Annotated in this window: 14 protein-coding genes and 1 tRNA gene; 1 reads left to right on the top strand and 14 read right to left on the bottom strand. The window is 66.1% G+C overall.

Going from position 1 to position 14760, the window contains the following annotated elements:
- Positions 1-315: 315 nt before the first annotated feature.
- The 7 genes from FJU11_RS15895 to FJU11_RS15925 all read right to left on the bottom strand — a co-directional run bounded on the left by FJU11_RS15895 (position 316) and on the right by FJU11_RS15925 (position 10003).
- On the bottom strand, positions 316-1014 hold the full coding sequence (locus FJU11_RS15895) for an ABC transporter ATP-binding protein (RefSeq protein ID WP_141168064.1): 699 nt from the start codon (positions 1012-1014) through the stop codon (positions 316-318).
- Positions 1011-2873 (bottom strand): branched-chain amino acid ABC transporter ATP-binding protein/permease, encoded by a 1863-nt coding sequence (locus tag FJU11_RS15900; RefSeq protein WP_141168065.1) that lies wholly within the window; start codon positions 2871-2873, stop codon positions 1011-1013. Before FJU11_RS15900 ends, FJU11_RS15895 begins: the two co-directional genes overlap by 4 nt.
- On the bottom strand, positions 2873-3748 hold the full coding sequence (locus tag FJU11_RS15905) for a branched-chain amino acid ABC transporter permease (RefSeq protein WP_141168066.1): 876 nt from the start codon (positions 3746-3748) through the stop codon (positions 2873-2875). Before FJU11_RS15905 ends, FJU11_RS15900 begins: the two co-directional genes overlap by 1 nt.
- 161 nt (positions 3749-3909) lie before the next feature.
- Positions 3910-5286, bottom strand: coding sequence for a substrate-binding protein (locus FJU11_RS15910; protein ID WP_141168067.1), 1377 nt, complete (start codon positions 5284-5286; stop codon positions 3910-3912).
- A gap of 224 nt (positions 5287-5510) precedes the next feature.
- Positions 5511-7193: a flagellar basal-body MS-ring/collar protein FliF gene (gene fliF / locus FJU11_RS15915; RefSeq protein WP_141168068.1), complete on the bottom strand. Its 1683-nt coding sequence runs from the start codon at positions 7191-7193 to the stop codon at positions 5511-5513.
- Between the two features lie 85 nt (positions 7194-7278).
- Positions 7279-8490 carry an MFS transporter gene (locus FJU11_RS15920; RefSeq protein ID WP_141168069.1) on the bottom strand — a complete coding sequence of 404 codons (1212 nt, stop codon included), beginning with the start codon at positions 8488-8490 and terminating at the stop codon, positions 7279-7281.
- A gap of 163 nt (positions 8491-8653) precedes the next feature.
- A complete protein-coding gene (locus FJU11_RS15925) occupies positions 8654-10003 on the bottom strand; it encodes a PQQ-dependent sugar dehydrogenase (RefSeq protein WP_141168070.1) in 1350 nt (449 codons plus the stop codon).
- 120 nt (positions 10004-10123) lie between these two features.
- On the opposite strand from FJU11_RS15925, the gene FJU11_RS15930 reads away from it, so the two are divergent.
- On the top strand, positions 10124-10528 hold the full coding sequence (locus FJU11_RS15930) for a hypothetical protein (protein ID WP_235891071.1): 405 nt from the start codon (positions 10124-10126) through the stop codon (positions 10526-10528).
- 44 nt (positions 10529-10572) lie between these two features.
- On the opposite strand, the gene FJU11_RS15935 is transcribed toward FJU11_RS15930, so the two are convergent.
- From FJU11_RS15935 to FJU11_RS15965, 7 genes are all read right to left on the bottom strand, one after another.
- Positions 10573-10648 (bottom strand) — tRNA-Phe (locus FJU11_RS15935).
- Between the two features lie 124 nt (positions 10649-10772).
- A complete protein-coding gene (gene yacG / locus FJU11_RS15940; protein WP_141168071.1) occupies positions 10773-10997 on the bottom strand; it encodes a DNA gyrase inhibitor YacG in 225 nt (74 codons plus the stop codon).
- A gap of 1 nt (position 10998) precedes the next feature.
- A complete protein-coding gene (locus FJU11_RS15945; RefSeq protein WP_141168072.1) occupies positions 10999-11625 on the bottom strand; it encodes a Maf-like protein in 627 nt (208 codons plus the stop codon).
- Between the two features lie 43 nt (positions 11626-11668).
- The gene (infA, locus tag FJU11_RS15950) at positions 11669-11887 is read right to left on the bottom strand and encodes a translation initiation factor IF-1 (RefSeq protein ID WP_141168073.1); all 219 of its coding nucleotides are present in this window, start codon (positions 11885-11887) and stop codon (positions 11669-11671) included.
- Between the two features lie 142 nt (positions 11888-12029).
- Positions 12030-12509, bottom strand: a complete 480-nt coding sequence (locus tag FJU11_RS15955) for a UPF0262 family protein (RefSeq protein ID WP_235891072.1) — start codon at positions 12507-12509, stop codon at positions 12030-12032.
- A 127-nt stretch (positions 12510-12636) separates the two neighbouring features.
- Positions 12637-13929 (bottom strand): histidinol dehydrogenase, encoded by a 1293-nt coding sequence (hisD, locus tag FJU11_RS15960; protein ID WP_141168075.1) that lies wholly within the window; start codon positions 13927-13929, stop codon positions 12637-12639.
- Between the two features lie 178 nt (positions 13930-14107).
- Positions 14108-14557, bottom strand: a complete 450-nt coding sequence (locus FJU11_RS15965) for a DUF2948 family protein (RefSeq protein WP_141168076.1) — start codon at positions 14555-14557, stop codon at positions 14108-14110.
- Positions 14558-14760 lie beyond the last annotated feature (203 nt).

A 14760-nucleotide genomic window follows, 5' to 3' on the forward strand; every position in this document is an offset into this window, starting at 1 on the left:
CAGGCGCTTCGCACGGTCGCCCGCCGAAAACACCACGGGATGCGCCCCACGCATCCCGAACACCACCATCGTCAACGCCGTGGCGAGTACGCCCTACGCGAATACCGGTACACTCGGACCCCGCTCACGAATCATCCGTTATGGATCTCTAAAGAGTACGCCAAGCATTGCCGAAAAAATACCGCAAAGTTCGGGAGATGGGGCTTGCGCTCCGTTCGCGGGGTCACCGAATCACTGCCGATGCCGACGCAACAGGACTTTGCCGTGGCGAACTTTTTCGGGCGGCGGCCGAATGACGGCCCGACGATGCGGCGGCTATACGCCGAGGTAGCGCCGCAGGATTTCCGGCTGCGCGCGGATCGCCGACGTCGTGTCCTCGTGCACCACGTGCCCATTGTTGATGACATAGGCGCGATCGGCGAGCGAAAGCGTCGCGGCGATGTTCTGCTCGACGAGAACGATCGTCTGGCCCTCCTCCACCAGGCGACGGCACACGCGCATGAGGTCCTGCACGATGACCGGTGCCAGCCCTTCGAAGGGCTCGTCGAGAAGGACGATCTTCGGGTCGCGCACCAGCGCGCGGGCGATGGCGAGCATCTGCTGCTCGCCGCCGGAAAGGTCCGTGCCGCGGCTCGATCGGCGTTCTGCAAGCCGCGGGAAGATCTCGTAGATGCGCTCCAGCGGCCATGCGGACGACGCCGTCAGGCGGGCGAGAACGATGTTTTCCTCGACATCGAGGCTGCCGAAGACGCGCCGCTCCTCCGGCACGAGCTGGATGCCACGCCGGGCGATGACGTGCGCCTTGCGCCCGGCGACGTTCTCGCCTTCCAGGCGGATCTCGCCGGAACGCGGCTGCACCATGCCCATCAGGCTCTTCAGCGTCGTGCTCTTGCCCGCGCCGTTGCGGCCGATCAGGGCGACGACCTCGTTCGCCTCGACGCGCAGGTCGATGTCGAAGAGGATGTGGGAATCGCCGTAATAGCTGTTGAGGCCGGTCACTTCGAGAAGGCTCATGCCTCTTCCATCCCGCCGAGATAGGCCTCCTGGACGGCCGTGTTGTCCCTGATCTCCTGCGGCGTGCCCTCCACCAGCACCCGCCCCTCCTGAAGCACGGTGATGCGTTCGGCGAGGTTGAAGATCGCATCCATGTCATGATCGATGACGACCATGGTGCGGCCCTTGCGGATCGAGCGCAGGAGCCTGATCGTCTCGACGCGCTCCTGCGGGCTCATGCCGGCCAGCGGCTCGTCGAGCAGAAGCAGCGAGGGTGCGGTCGCGAGCGCAAGGCCGATCTCCAGGCGCCGCTTTTCGCCGTATGCGAGTTCGGAGACGAGCGCATCGGCGCGGTGCGCGAGGTTAACGAGGCCGAGCGTCTCATCGACCCGTGCCTGCAGGCCATCGACCCGTCTGACGCTGCGAAGGAGATCCATCCGGAAGGGACCGCGGCGCTCGGCGGCGGCCGCGATGGCGAGATTGTCACGCACGGTGAGTCGGTTGAAGAGCTGGTTGACCTGATAGCTCTTGGTCAGGCCGAGCTGGGCGACGCGCGTGACGCCGAAGCCGGTGATGTCCTGGTCGTGGAAGAGAATGCGCCCCGAGCTCGGTGCAACCTCGCAGGTCAGCATCTTGAAGAAGGTGCTCTTGCCCGCACCGTTCGGCCCGATGATGCCGCGCAACTCGCCCTCGCGGACCGTGAAATCGATCGAATCGTTGGCAAGCAGCCCGCCGTAGCGCTTGGAGATATTTTCGGTGCGAAGGATCGGGTCGCCGTGCTCGATCGGTTCGGCGGGTTCCGGGACCGGTTCGCCGACCGCAGCGGCGCCCGCCGACGTCGGCGCCATGCCCGCCGATTCCGGTTCGCGCTCGCCGTCCGGCGCTGCCGAAGAACCACGGGAGCGGAAATAACCGGCAAGGTCGGCGAAGCCGCCGATGATGCCGCGACGAAGGAAACAGACGAGCAGAACGAAGACGATGCCGAGCGCGAGTTTCCAGGCCGCGCCGAGCGCGAGCGTGCTCTGCAGGAAATCGCGCAGGTAGAGCCAGACGGCCGCACCGACGAGCGGGCCGAACAGCGTGCCGAGCCCGCCGATCACCGTCTGCATGACGAGCTGGCCCGACGTATCGAAGGCGAAGGCATCCGGAGGCATGTAGCTCTGCAGGACGCCGAGGAGCCCGCCGGCCATGCCCGCATAGGCGGCCGCGATCGTGAAGACGAGCAGCTTGTAGCGGTCGACATGATGGCCGACGGCGGCCGCACGCAACTGGTTGTCCCGGATCGCCACCAGCACGAGGCCGACCGGAGAGGCGATGATGCGCCGGGCGAGAACCATGCCGATCAGGAAGCAGACGGCCAGGAAGGCGTACATCGACCAGCCGGCTTCGATATGGATCGTCGCGAAGCCGAGATAGAAGGTCGGGGACGGCACGCCCGGCAGCCCGTTCTCGCCACCGGTAAAGGCGGAAAGCGGCGACATGTCGAGGAAATAGAAGACCTCGGCGATCGCCACGGTGATCATCGCGAAATAGATGCCGGTGCGGCGAAGCGCGATCAGGCCGACGCCGACGCCGACGATGGCAGCGACGACCGTACCGATGACGAGCGCGAGAATGACGCTCGTCATGCCGGTCTGCGTCAGGAGGTAGGCGGCAGCGAACCCGCCCGTGCCGAAGAAGGCCGATTGGCCGAAGGACAGCATTCCGGTGAAGCCGAAAAGCAGGTCGAAGCCGATGCCGAAGAGGCCGAAGATCAGGATGCGGCTCATCGTGTCAGGCGAAAAGCCGAGTGCGGGCAGCACGTAGGGCGCGACGAAAAGGCCGAGCGCGGTCACCACGTCCGGCCACCAGGCGCGCGAGGCGATCGTGCGACGCGCCATTACTGGCGCCCCCGAACGCCGAGCAGGCCGTGCGGGCTGACGACGAGGACGAGCGTCATGACCGCGAAGAGCATCACCTGCGAATAGGCCGGATTGATCATCGACGTCAGGCTCAGGATCTCGCCAGCGATCAGCCCGCCGAGGATCGCGCCGGGAAAGGACCCGACGCCGCCGATGACAACAACGACGAAGGTCTGCACGAGGATCTCGGTTCCCACGTCCGGCGTGATCGGCGCGACGGGCGCGTTGACGATGCCCGCGAAACCCGCCGCCATGGCGCCGATGCCGAAGACGACCATGAAGACGCGATAGACGTTGATGCCGAGCGCATCGACCATGCCTGCATCCTCGATGCCGGCGCGCACGATCATGCCGAGCCGGGTGCGGTAGAGGACCAGGTAGAGGGCGAGCAGAGCCACGGCGACGATCGCGACGACGGCGAGGCGGTAGGTCGGATAGATGACGAAGCCGAGATTGGTGATGCCGGAGATCAGGCTCGGCGGCGTGACGGATAGCGACAGGCTGCCGAAGGAAAGGCGCACCAGTTCGACGATGACGATGCCGATGCCGAAGGTGACGAGGATCTGGTCCTCGTGAGGGCGGTCGTAGAAGAAGCGGATGATGCCGCGTTCGATGACGATGCCGACGAGGAGCACGAAGAGCGCACCTCCGGCGACGGCCGCGATATAGGAGCCCGTGTAGTCGAAGGTCAGCCAGCCGGCGTAGCCGCCGAGCATGAAGAGCGCGCCATGCGCCAGGTTGAGCACGCCGAGCGTGCCGTAGATGATCGTGAGGCCGGAGCTGATCAACGCGAGAAGCGCGCCGAGCACGAGGCCGTTGAACATCTGGGAAACGAGATTGGCCCAGGTAAGCAAAAGGGTCCCCGTATCAAGATGGTGCGCGCGAGGCCGAGCGACGCCGCGAAGACGGCACGCGACCGACGGACCCGCCCGGCCCGCGCCTCGGTTCGAAGGATCGCGCCGGCCGGCTCAGCTTGCGGCATTCGGCCGGCACGATCGTCGTCATGTCCGTGCGCTCAGGTATAGTCGCCGAGCTTGCAGCCGAAGGCATCGGGCTTTTGCATGAGCGGACCGCCATCGACCGTCTCGACGATCGAGAAGTAGTCGTTGTCCGTCTTCATGTCGCCGGGCTTCTTGCCCTGGACGATCGTGACCGGGCGCACGAGCTGGTGGTCCTCAGCACGGAAATGCACCGGACCCGTGAGCGACTCGAACTTCTCGCCCTTCTCGTAGGCCTTGATGACGTCCGGCGGATAGAAGGACCCGGCCCGCTCGACGGCGTCCGCCCACATCGCCACCTGCAGGTAGGCCTCGGCGGCACCCCATTCGGGATAGGTGTTGTACTTGTCGCGAAAGGCCTTGTTGAACATCTTCGCGAGCTCGAACTTGTCCTCCAGCGTCCACCAGTAGTCCGTGCCGGCGAAGACGCCCTGCATGGTGTCGGCGCCGACCTCCTCGGCCACGAAGGGCGCGAGATACGGAATGGCGAGCTTCATGGAGTCGAGGATGCCGAACTGCTTCGCCTGCTTGATGGAAAGCACGGCGTCGCGGCCGAAATTGATGTTGACGACGACGTCGGCACCCGAATTGGCGATGTTCAGCAGGTAGGACGAGAAATCCGTCGTGCCGAGCGGCGAGAGCTGGTTCGTAACGGCCTGCCAGCCGCCCTGCTGTTCCAGTGCCTTCTGCGTGGATTCGCGAACCGTGTGGCCGTAGGTATAGTCCGGCGTCAGGAAGGCGACCTTCTTGTTCTTGCCGAGATTCTTGATGAGGACGGGGGCGATCGCGTTGGCCGCCGTCTCGGCGTAGAAGCACGAGCGGAACGAGTAGCGCGAGCAATCCTTGCCCGTCGTGTCGTTCGAGCCGGTGATGCACGGCAGGTAGATCGTCTTCTCGCGCTCGGCGAGCTTGTTGATCGCGACCGCGACCGCGCTCGAGACCGAGCCGGTGATCATCATCGCCTTGTTTTGGTTGATGAAGCGCGTCTGTGCCTGCACGGCCGTGTTCGGCTTGGCCTCACTGTCGGCGACGCCGTGCGCGATCTGCTTGCCGAGAACGCCCTTCTTCTTGCCGAGGTTCGGCGACATCTTCGACAGCATCTCGTTGCCGTTGTTGATGTGCTCGAAGGCGAGCTGGTAGCCCTTGATCTCGTCTTCGCCCTGTGCCGCATAGGTGCCCGTGCGCGGCGTGCAGATGCCGACGAAGACGGAATCCCCTTCGCTGCCGGCGGGATAGTTGCCGACCGGCGCCTTCTTGTCCTGCGCGAACGCGTTGCGCATGACGACGGGCGACAGAAGTGCCGTTCCCGCAGCCAGTGTCGCACCACCGAGAAGCACCGAGCGCCGGGTCACGCCCGTCGTACGGTCAGGCCTGCCGGATGAATCCTGTGCCATCATTATCCTCCCAAAATGTCATACCCTGACGGGCATCCTCCTCCACGACCAGGCTCGCCTCCCCTCGTTCTATAAGGCGATCCTGCCATGTCGATCCCGCGACGAAGCGGTCCGCGCGCTCACTAAACCCGCCCGCCGGCCCACGGTCAATGCACTTTCGCCGCACACACACGGCGTCTACCATACAGCCGGCCTCGAGCCGCCGGTCACGTTTTCGGGAAGGATCAGGCCGCTTCTTCTTCGGCCGCCCATTTGCGCAGGATCTTCGCCGCGCGTTCCTCGTTGATCTCGACCATGCGAGCGAGGCGCTTTTCCGGACCTTCGCGCACGCGCCGGTTGAACGTCGGACCTTCCTCCGGCGTCATCGTGTAGCCATCCGCACCGTCGAAGCCGAGCGCGCTCGGCCTAGCGCCGGCGGCGTCGTCGGGTGCGTAGTCCGGCAGTTCCAGGCCATCGACATCCTCGACGGTCGGCAGAGCCGGATCGCCGGCGCGATCGTCGTTGCCCGCCTGCAGCGAGCGTGCGAGCGGACGCAGGCCGAACCAGACGACGAGGAAGGCGACGAGGACGAAGGCGATCGCGTTGATGATGCCGCTCGTATGCTGGCCGAGCGAATCCATGAGGCCGGCATCGGCCGTCGTGGAAGCAGGCACCTGATCGTCGAGGAACGACATCGCCGAGATGGTGATCTTGTCGCCGCGCGCATCGTCGAGGCCGGCGGCCGTGGCGGCCGTCTGCTTGAGTTGCTGCACGTAGGCGTCGATCTGCTTGTCGGTCGGCTTTCCGCCGAGCAGCTTGGCGACCCGCGCACGATTGACCATCACCGCCACCGAGAGCTTCTCGACGCGAAAGCCGTTGCGCTCGGTATGGGTGCGCGTGCTGTTGATCTCGTAGTTGGTCTGCTCTTCCTTGCGGTCGTTGTTCTCGGTCGATTTCGGCCCGCTATCGGACGTTTGCGGCTGGGCCTGCGGCAGGTTCGAATCGACCGTCGCCGGCTTCGAAGGGGTCGTGCGGTCGGAATTCTCGCTTTCCTTCGTCGTGCGAACGGAGCGCACGACCTTCGAATCCGGATCGTAGACGACGCTGTCGACCTTCTGGGCGTCGGTGTCGAGATCGGCCGTCACGCTGGTGCGGAAATTTTCCATGCCGAGGACGGGCGAAAGCGCGCGTTCGATGTTGTTCTCGATCTGCGACTGGACGTTCTGGGTCAGGCTCAGGGACTGGGTCCCCGAACCGTTGCCGTCGGCCTCGCCCGAAGCGAGGAGACGCCCCGTCTGGTCGAGCACGGTGACGTCGTCGACGGAAAGCCCGGGAACGGAGGCGGCCACCAGATGCCGGATCGAGCTCGCGGCCTTGCGTCCGGCGTCGCCGTCGGCGCGGATCATCACGGAGGCGGTCGGCTTCTGCCCGGCCGTGCGGAAGTTGCCGCGATCGGCCATGACGATGTGGACGCGACTGCCGGTGATGCCGTCGATCGATTCGATGGTGCGCGCGATCTCGCCCTGAAGCGCCCTCACCCTCGTGACCTTCTGCATGAAGGATGTAAGGCCGAGAGAGCCGACCTTGTCGAAGAGCTCGTAGCCGGCGCTCGTGCTGGAAGGCAGGCCGCGGTCGGCAAGCAGCATGCGCGCGCGGTTCTTGCTGTCCGTCGGCACCGATATGCTGGCACCGTCCTTGCCGATCTTGAAGGGAATGTTCGCAGCGCCGAGCGTCGTGCTCATCTCGGTGACGTCGTCGCCCTTCAGCCCGACATAGAGGGTGTCGTAGGTCGTCTGCCCGAAATAGAGCGCCGCGGCGGCGATCATCGCGATCGCCAATGCCGCACTGCCGAGAATGGCGATCATGCGGTACTGGCCGGACCCGGCGAGATTGCGGGCCATCGTCTGGATCTGGTTGAGTGGGTTCATGCCGTCGTTATCATCCTGGCGTTGGCCGCGTTTCTCGCCTTCACCGGCAAAGCTAGGACGCGAAGCTTGCGTGAGGGTGATTGCCTCAGGCGAGACGGGTGCGCAGCTTCGCGGCAAGCGCGAAGGCGACGATCAGGAGGATGCCGGTCAGCCCGGCGGTTCCGGCCCATCCGAAGGCCGACCAGGCCATGCCGCCCGAAAAGCCGACGATGCTCGACCCCTGATAGTAGAAGAAGAGGTAGAGCGAAGCGGCAAGCGCGGTGTCGTGGCGCGCGGAACGGCTCACCCAGCCGCTCGCCGTCGCGTGGGCGGCGAAAAAGCCGAAAGTGTAGATCGCGATCGCCGGGGCAAGCGTCGCAAGCGACGCCGGCAGCGTCAGGGCGAGACCGACCGCGGTCACGACGAGCGTCGGCCAGAACACCCGCGCCGGGCCGTACCGATCCGTCAACCGGCCCGAAAGCGCGGAGGACAGCGTGCCCGTCAGGTAGACCACGAAGACGAGCCCGGCGACGGTCTGGCTGAGCGAGAAGGGCGGCGCCACCAGCCGGAAGGTCAGGTAATTGAAGACGTTCACGAAGCCGCCCATGAGCAGGAAGCCCTCGCAGAACAGCATCAGGAGCACGGGGTTCTTCAAATGGTCGGCGAACGCGCCGGCAAGTCGCATCCCGCCGGTCTGGCGGCGGAAGTTCCTCGAAGGGGGCAAGAGCTTCAGGAAACAGAACGAGGCGACCAATCCGACGAGCCCGACGCCGACCGTCGCGATGCGCCAGTCCACGTAGTCGACGGCAAGCGACATGCCGAGCCGCCCCGCCATGCCACCGACGACGTTGCCCCCGATGAAGAGCCCGAAAGCGCGGCCGAACGCATCGGGCCGCATCTCCTCGGCGAGATAGGCCATGCCGACGGCCTGCACGCCACTGAGGCTGATGCCGACGAGGACGCGCGCGGCGACCAGCCAGCCGAAGCTCGGCGCCAGTGCCGTTGCCACCGTCAGAAGTGCCGAGATCATCAGCGAGACGACGATCATCGGCTTGCGGCCGAAGCGATCGGAAACCGGCCCGCTTACGAGCAGCGCGAAGGCGAGCGTCTCCGTCGACGCGGAAAGCACGAGGCTGCTCGTTGCCGGTCCGATGCCGAAATCGCTCGCGAAGAGCGGCATGATCGGCTGCACGAAATAAAGCAGCGTGAAGACCGAAAAGCTCGCCGCGAAGAGCGACCACGTCACGCGGCGGAACTCCGGCGTGCCGGCGGCGATCCAGCCGCCATGGGCGCGCTCGCCCGACCGTTCGTCCGCCATGCCCCCGGCCGTTCCGTCCCGAACGGGTTCGTTAGAGGCCGTCACGGCACCATGAAAGCGAAAATCATCATGGAACGACCTTAGAGCGGTTCTCCGGGCGAAGAAACGTCGTCATGCATCTTTCGTCGGTTTCGGCGGTCGCGAAAGAGGTCCCGCCGAACCGCTACTCGCCCGTCGCGCTCACCCGCCAGATCGTGCCGGAAGCATCCTCGCTGACGAGCAGGGAGCCGTCCTTTGCCATCGTGACGTCGACCGGACGACCCCAGACCCGCTGGTCGTCGAGGATGAAGCCGGTCAGGAAATCCTGGTAGACGCCCGTCGGCCTGCCGTCCTTGAAGAGCAGCCGAACGACCTTATAGCCCGTCGGATGGTTGCGGTTCCACGAACCGTGCAGCGCGACGAAGGCATCCCCCCGGAACGCGGCCGGGAACGCCGTTCCGGAATAAAAGCCGATGCCGAGCGGCGCCGAATGCGGCTGGATCAGCACGTCCGGCACGCGGACCCTTTCGGCAAGGTCGGGCCTCGGCGCGTCGGACCAGCGCGGGTCGGGGTGGTCGCCGATATAGTACCACGGCCAGCCGTAGAACGCGCCCTTTTCGACCCGGGTCGCGTAGTCCGGCGGCAGGTCGTCGCCGAGCATGTCGCGCTCGTTGACGACGCACCACGGATCGCCGGTGTCGGGCTGTATCGCAAGGCCCGAGCAGTTGCGCAGCCCGGTCGCGAAGATCCGCCGGTTGCCGCCGTCGGGGTCGAAGGCCAGCACGTCGGCCCGCCAGCGCTCGTCGCCCCAGGTCGCACCCGTCGGCGCTTGGTCCGCGAAGCCGCGCGGCGGCCGATCGCCCATGCCGCGCGCGACGTTCGAGCCGGAACCGACGGAAACGTAGAGCGTCCGGCCATCCTTCGAAAACGCGATGTCGCGCGTCCAGTGGTAGCCGGTCGGCAGGCGCTTCACGATGGTCTGCGCCTTGCCGCCGGCCTTCATCGCGCCGGTCGAATAGGGATAGCGCACGACGCTGTCGGTATTGGCGACGTAGACGTATTTTGGGTTCCGCGCCGGATAGAAGGCGATGCCGTAGGGCCGCGTCAGGCCGGAGGCGAAGACGGACCTTTCGGCCACCGATCCGTCGTCGCCCATGCGGAAGACGTCGACCGTGCCGGCGCTGCTGTCGGAGACGAAGACGTCGCTGTTGGGCGCGATCTCGATGACGCGCGGTGCCTGAAGGCCGCTTGCGAACTCGTGAACCGAAAAGCCGGCCATCGCCTTCGGTGCGGCGTTCTTCGGCCGCGCGACGATGCCCGGCGAATTGCTGGATACCGAACTCGCCCCGGGTGCTGGAAGGTCGGACGGGCGAATGAGAAGCTTGCGCCCCGGTTCGTTCTGCTCCCAGCTTCCATAGGCCTTGCTGCCGGTAACGACTTCCTGCGCGCCGGCCGCCATGTGTCCGCCCGCCAGAACGCCGGCAAGCACCGAAACCGCCAGTGCCGGCTTGAACAATCGCGTAACGCCTCGCATGATCTCCTCCTCGAAAAACGACGGGTGCGGCCGCTCCCGCGCACAGGCAGCGCGGGGCTCGTCCGCATTGCCGTCGGCTCGCATCCTAAGGCTCCTTCGGGCGAAAGCGAGGTGTCAGCCATGTCCGCACGGCTTCGTGATTGCGCCGCCGCTTCGGCTTTCGCGCTCGGCCTCGCAGCGAGCGCGCCGTGCACGGCCGCACCGCTCGTATCCATGGGTCAGATCGGCTCGGCGCTTCTCGCATGCTGGAACCCACCCGCCGGCAGCACCGGCGCCCTCGTCACCCTGCGCTTCAGCTTCAGGCGCGACGGTTCCATCTTCGGCGTGCCGCGACCGACGGGTGTCGTGTACCACGGCCAACCGAAAGCCCGCGCCGCCTTCGTCGAGGCGGCAGAAGACGCCGTTCGCGCCTGCGCACCGCTCGACCTTTCACCGGCTCTCGCCGCCGGCATCGCCGGCCAGGTCTTCACGATGACGTTCGAAGGCGCCCGTTCACGGGAAAAAGACCGGCCGGACGCGCAGTAGAACATTTGCCTTCAGGCTTGGCTACGGTCGATCGTATCGGGGAATGGTGCCCAGGGGTGGAATCGAACCACCGACACTACGATTTTCAGTCGTATGCTCTACCAACTGAGCTACCTGGGCGAGCCGGCGGTGCAAGGCCTGCCGTCATTCACGAACGGTTCAAATCTTGCCATCGGCGGACGGCGGTGGGGTTAGCGTATCGGGAAAGGCCTGTCCAGCATCGCGGCGAAAATTATCGCCGCAATCAGCTCTGGTCTCCGTCTTCCGGATCGGTGTTTTCGTCCTCTTCCGTGACCGGGATCGCGTAGGAGCCGGAAAGCCACCGGTTCAGGTCGCGATCGCGGCAGCGCTGCGAGCAGAAGGGAAAGTGCGCGCGCGCCGAAGGCCGGCCGCATTCCGGGCACGGCCGCGTCGGGCGCAGCGGCTCGACATTGGAATCGTGCGTCGAACGCGGATCCGTGCCGGCCATCTCAGCCCGCCTCCGCATGCCAGCTTCTATGCACGTCGTAGCCTTCGCCGTTCAGAAGCGCGATCGTCTCGTAGAGCGGCAGCCCGACGACGTTCGAATAGGAGCCGACGAGGCGCGCGACGAAACCACCGGCAAGCCCCTGGATCGCGTAACCACCGGCCTTTCCGCGCCATTCGCCCGAAGCGACGTAGTTCTCGATGTCGGCACGCGCGAGCCGCTTGAAGCGCACGCGCGTTTCGACCATGCGAAGCCGCTGCCCGCCGGACGGCGTGACGAGCGTCAGGCCGGTGAAGACGCGGTGGTTGCGTCCCGAAAGCAGGTGCAGCGCGTCCGAAGCGTCGTCGAGATGTTCGGGCTTGCGCAGGATGCGACGGCCGACGGCGACGACCGTGTCCGCCGCGAGCACCAGCTGACGGTCCCACACGGGATCGCCCTTCAGCGCCTTGCGGGCGGCGGTCGCCTTCGCCACCGAAAGCCGCTTGGCGAGCGCGCGCGGGTGCTCCGCCTTTGCCGGCGTCTCGTCGAGATCCATCGGCATCAGCCGGTCCGGTTCGATGCCGACCTGGCCGAGAAGCTCGAGCCGACGCGGCGAGCCCGAGGCGAGAATGAGTTTCCTGGACTTCGACATGGTCCCGTCGCGCTGACGCAAGAAAGGAAGGCTCGCGAGAGCCCTATTTGTAGCGGTAGGTGATACGGCCCTTGGTCAGATCGTACGGCGTCATCTCGACGAGCACGCGATCGCCCGCCAGAACGCGGATCCGGTTCTTGCGCATGCGCCCGGCCGTATGGGCGATGATCTCGTGTTCGTTCTCAAGCTTCACGCGGAACGTCGCGTTCGGCAGCAGTTCCACGACCGTACCGGGGAATTCGAGGACTTCTTCTTTTGCCATGCAGGGTTGTCGTCTTTCTGTTGATAAGGCGCGTCCCGGCTTTGATCATGGGCGCGCCGGCAAATTTGGCCGGAAACTACACAATCGGCCGGTGCTTGTGAACCGGATTGATTCGACCGCGCTTCCGTGGCCCGTGTGAAGGTCAGTTTCTTCCAAGAAGCAAGCAGATCAGCGTGAAAAGACGCCTCGCCGTCGGAAAATCGACCCGGATCTTGCCCTTCAGGCGTTCGACCAGGATCTCCGAACCCTCGTTATGGAGGCCGCGCCTGGCCATGTCGATGGCCTCGAGGCCGCTCGGGCTTGCCGAACGCACGGCCTCGCGGTGGCTCTCGCAGATCGCCGCATAGTCGCGGACCACCCGGCGCAGCGGCGAAGCGGCCAGCAGATGCGTGACCAGAGCTTCCCCCTTCGCATCGGCGACGGCGAAGGCGAGCCGACCCTCGACCATCGAGAGGTTCAGCCGGAACGGCCCGCCCGTGCGGCCGATCGGCTCGAACGTGCCCTCTCCCACGAGATCGCTGATCGCGGCCGCGCATTCGCGCTCCACGGCCAGCGTTCCGGGCGCGATGCTTTCGTCGAGGGTCACCTCGCTCAAGCGGTTGGTCTTGTCGCCTCCCGGCACGGTCGATCCTTCGAGGGTCTTCGCAAAGCGCCGGACACGCTGACCCCTCGTCGATCGGGTCCTCGCGGCCGGCACGTCGGATATAGCGTAGAACACGCGTTGCGCGCCGGCAATCATAGGACTTCGCTCAAAGGTTCAGCCGCACGCCGATCGACCGGGCATGGGCATCGAGCCCTTCGGCTTCGGCAAGCGTCATCGCCGCCGGCCCGAGCGCACGAAGGGCGTCGGCGTCGAGGCGCAGAAGCGAGGTGCGCTTCATGTAGTCGAGCACGCCGAGCCCGGAGGAAAAGCGCGCCGAACGTGCCGTCGGCAGAACGTGGTTGGATCCGCCGACATAGTCGCCGACCGCTTCGGGCGTATGCCGGCCGATGAAGACGGCACCGGCATTGCGCACCTTCGCGACGAGGGCGTCCGGTTCGGCCACCGCAAGCTCGAGGTGTTCCGGCGCGAAGCGGTTGGCAAGCGCCATCGCCGTATCGAAGTCGGCAACGGTGATCACCGCGCCGAAATCCCGCCAGCTCGCCGAAGCCGTCGCCGCCCGATCCAGCGTTTCGAGCTGTCGTTCGACGGCACGCTCCACGGCGTGCGCGAAATCCGCATCGTCGGTGATCAGTACGGATTGGGCCGCCGCGTCGTGCTCCGCCTGGGCAAGCAGGTCCGCCGCCACCCAGTCCGGATCGTTTTCGCCGTCGGCGACGACCAGCACTTCGGAAGGCCCGGCGATCATGTCGATGCCGACGGTGCCGAAGACCTGCCGCTTGGCGGCCGCGACATAGGCGTTGCCCGGCCCGACGATCTTGGCGACGGGCGCGATCGTCGGCGTGCCGTAGGCGAGTGCGGCCACCGCCTGCGCGCCGCCGACGCGGTAGATTTCGTCGACGCCGGCGATCCGGGCGGCGGCGAGCACGACGGGATTGAGGTTTCCGGCGCGCGCCGGCACCACCATGACAATGCGCTCCACGCCGGCGACCCTGGCCGGCAGTGCGTTCATCAGCACCGAGCTCGGATAGGCCGCCGTGCCGCCCGGCACGTAGAGGCCGACCGCCTCGATCGCCGTCCAGCGATGGCCGAGCCGCACACCCAGATCGTCCGTGTAGGAATCGTCCTCCGGCCGCTGGCGCGCATGGTGCGATTCGATACGCCGGGCAGCGAGCTTCAGCGCGTCCACGACCGCGTCGTCGAGCGTATCGAACGCCGAATCGATCTCTTCCGGCGCAACGCGCATGCCGACCTTCGCGAGATCCAGTCCGTCGAAACGCGTTGTATGATCGGCGAGCGCCGCATCGCCCCTCTCCCGCACGTCGGCGATGATCTCGGCCACCTGCGCGGCGACGTCGGCCGCGGCTTCGCGCTTCGTCGTAAGGAACGCCGAAAACGCGTTCTCGAAATCGGCATCGTTCGCGTCGAGCCTGACGGCCACGGGCGGTCCCCTCTTCTCATGTCGGTATGGCGCACGCGCTGCGGGCCGTTCCCGGACGTTCTAAAACGGCATTCGGAATGTGAGAAGCCACTTCCGGGCGAATCGGCGGCGGTCTTCGCCGTTCGAGCCGGATGCCGCCTGGTCCGAATGGCTCAACGGCCGAAACGGCGGATGCCGATCAGGAGACGGGATGGCGCGGCTTGCGGTCCGTCTCCCAGGCGCCTGCCTGATCGGCGAGTTCGACCTCGATGCACTCGACGTCGAGGACGACCGAGACGTCGTCGGCGAAGACGAGTTCGATTTCGCCCGAAGGCGGCTCGCCCGACGGCGTATAGGTCAACGACAACAGCGACAGGACGGTATCCGGCCGGCCGCGATCGACGCCGAAGATGCGCACGCGCTGCACGCGGTCGAAATGCAGGACGGCGTGGCGCCGTTCGAAGCGGCGCTGGTTCCGGCCACCCGCCTTTTCCCAGACGAAGCGGTTGCAGACGAGGCTGAACTGGTGGCGCCGCGGCACATACTCCATGTCGCCGACCTTGACGATCGCATCCTGCGCATGGGCGGAAACGATGCCGAGATCTTCCGTGTCGAGGCCGTAGAGCTTCAGGCGGCGGTCTTCGTCCATCGCTTTGCGTCTTTCCTTCTTCGCGGCCGGTGATCGCCCTGGAAATGCGCAGATAGGAAACGCATCGCTCCGCTTCAATCGCGCCAAACGGGCGTGAAGGATCGGGCCGACGCTACCCGCTGACGCGCTCGATTTCGGCGCCGCATGCGCCGAGCTTGGTTTCGAGGCGTTCGAAGCCGCGGTCGAGGTGGTAGACGCGGTTG

Origin of the sequence: Pararhizobium mangrovi, assembly GCF_006516965.1 — a bacterium.
Lineage (GTDB): Bacteria > Pseudomonadota > Alphaproteobacteria > Rhizobiales > Rhizobiaceae > Pararhizobium_B > Pararhizobium_B mangrovi.

Coding starts and splice junctions, on each gene's coding strand:
- FJU11_RS15895 (WP_141168064.1), bottom strand. CDS start 1,014: ATGAGCCTTCTCGAAGTGACCGGCCTCAACAGCTATTACGGCGATTCC.
- FJU11_RS15900 (WP_141168065.1), bottom strand. CDS start 2,873: ATGGCGCGTCGCACGATCGCCTCGCGCGCCTGGTGGCCGGACGTGGTG.
- FJU11_RS15910 (WP_141168067.1), bottom strand. CDS start 5,286: ATGGCACAGGATTCATCCGGCAGGCCTGACCGTACGACGGGCGTGACC.
- fliF (WP_141168068.1), bottom strand. CDS start 7,193: ATGAACCCACTCAACCAGATCCAGACGATGGCCCGCAATCTCGCCGGG.
- FJU11_RS15920 (WP_141168069.1), bottom strand. CDS start 8,490: ATGGCGGACGAACGGTCGGGCGAGCGCGCCCATGGCGGCTGGATCGCC.
- FJU11_RS15925 (WP_141168070.1), bottom strand. CDS start 10,003: ATGCGAGGCGTTACGCGATTGTTCAAGCCGGCACTGGCGGTTTCGGTG.
- FJU11_RS15930 (WP_235891071.1), top strand. CDS start 10,124: ATGTCCGCACGGCTTCGTGATTGCGCCGCCGCTTCGGCTTTCGCGCTC.
- yacG (WP_141168071.1), bottom strand. CDS start 10,997: ATGGCCGGCACGGATCCGCGTTCGACGCACGATTCCAATGTCGAGCCG.
- FJU11_RS15945 (WP_141168072.1), bottom strand. CDS start 11,625: ATGTCGAAGTCCAGGAAACTCATTCTCGCCTCGGGCTCGCCGCGTCGG.
- infA (WP_141168073.1), bottom strand. CDS start 11,887: ATGGCAAAAGAAGAAGTCCTCGAATTCCCCGGTACGGTCGTGGAACTG.
- FJU11_RS15965 (WP_141168076.1), bottom strand. CDS start 14,557: ATGGACGAAGACCGCCGCCTGAAGCTCTACGGCCTCGACACGGAAGAT.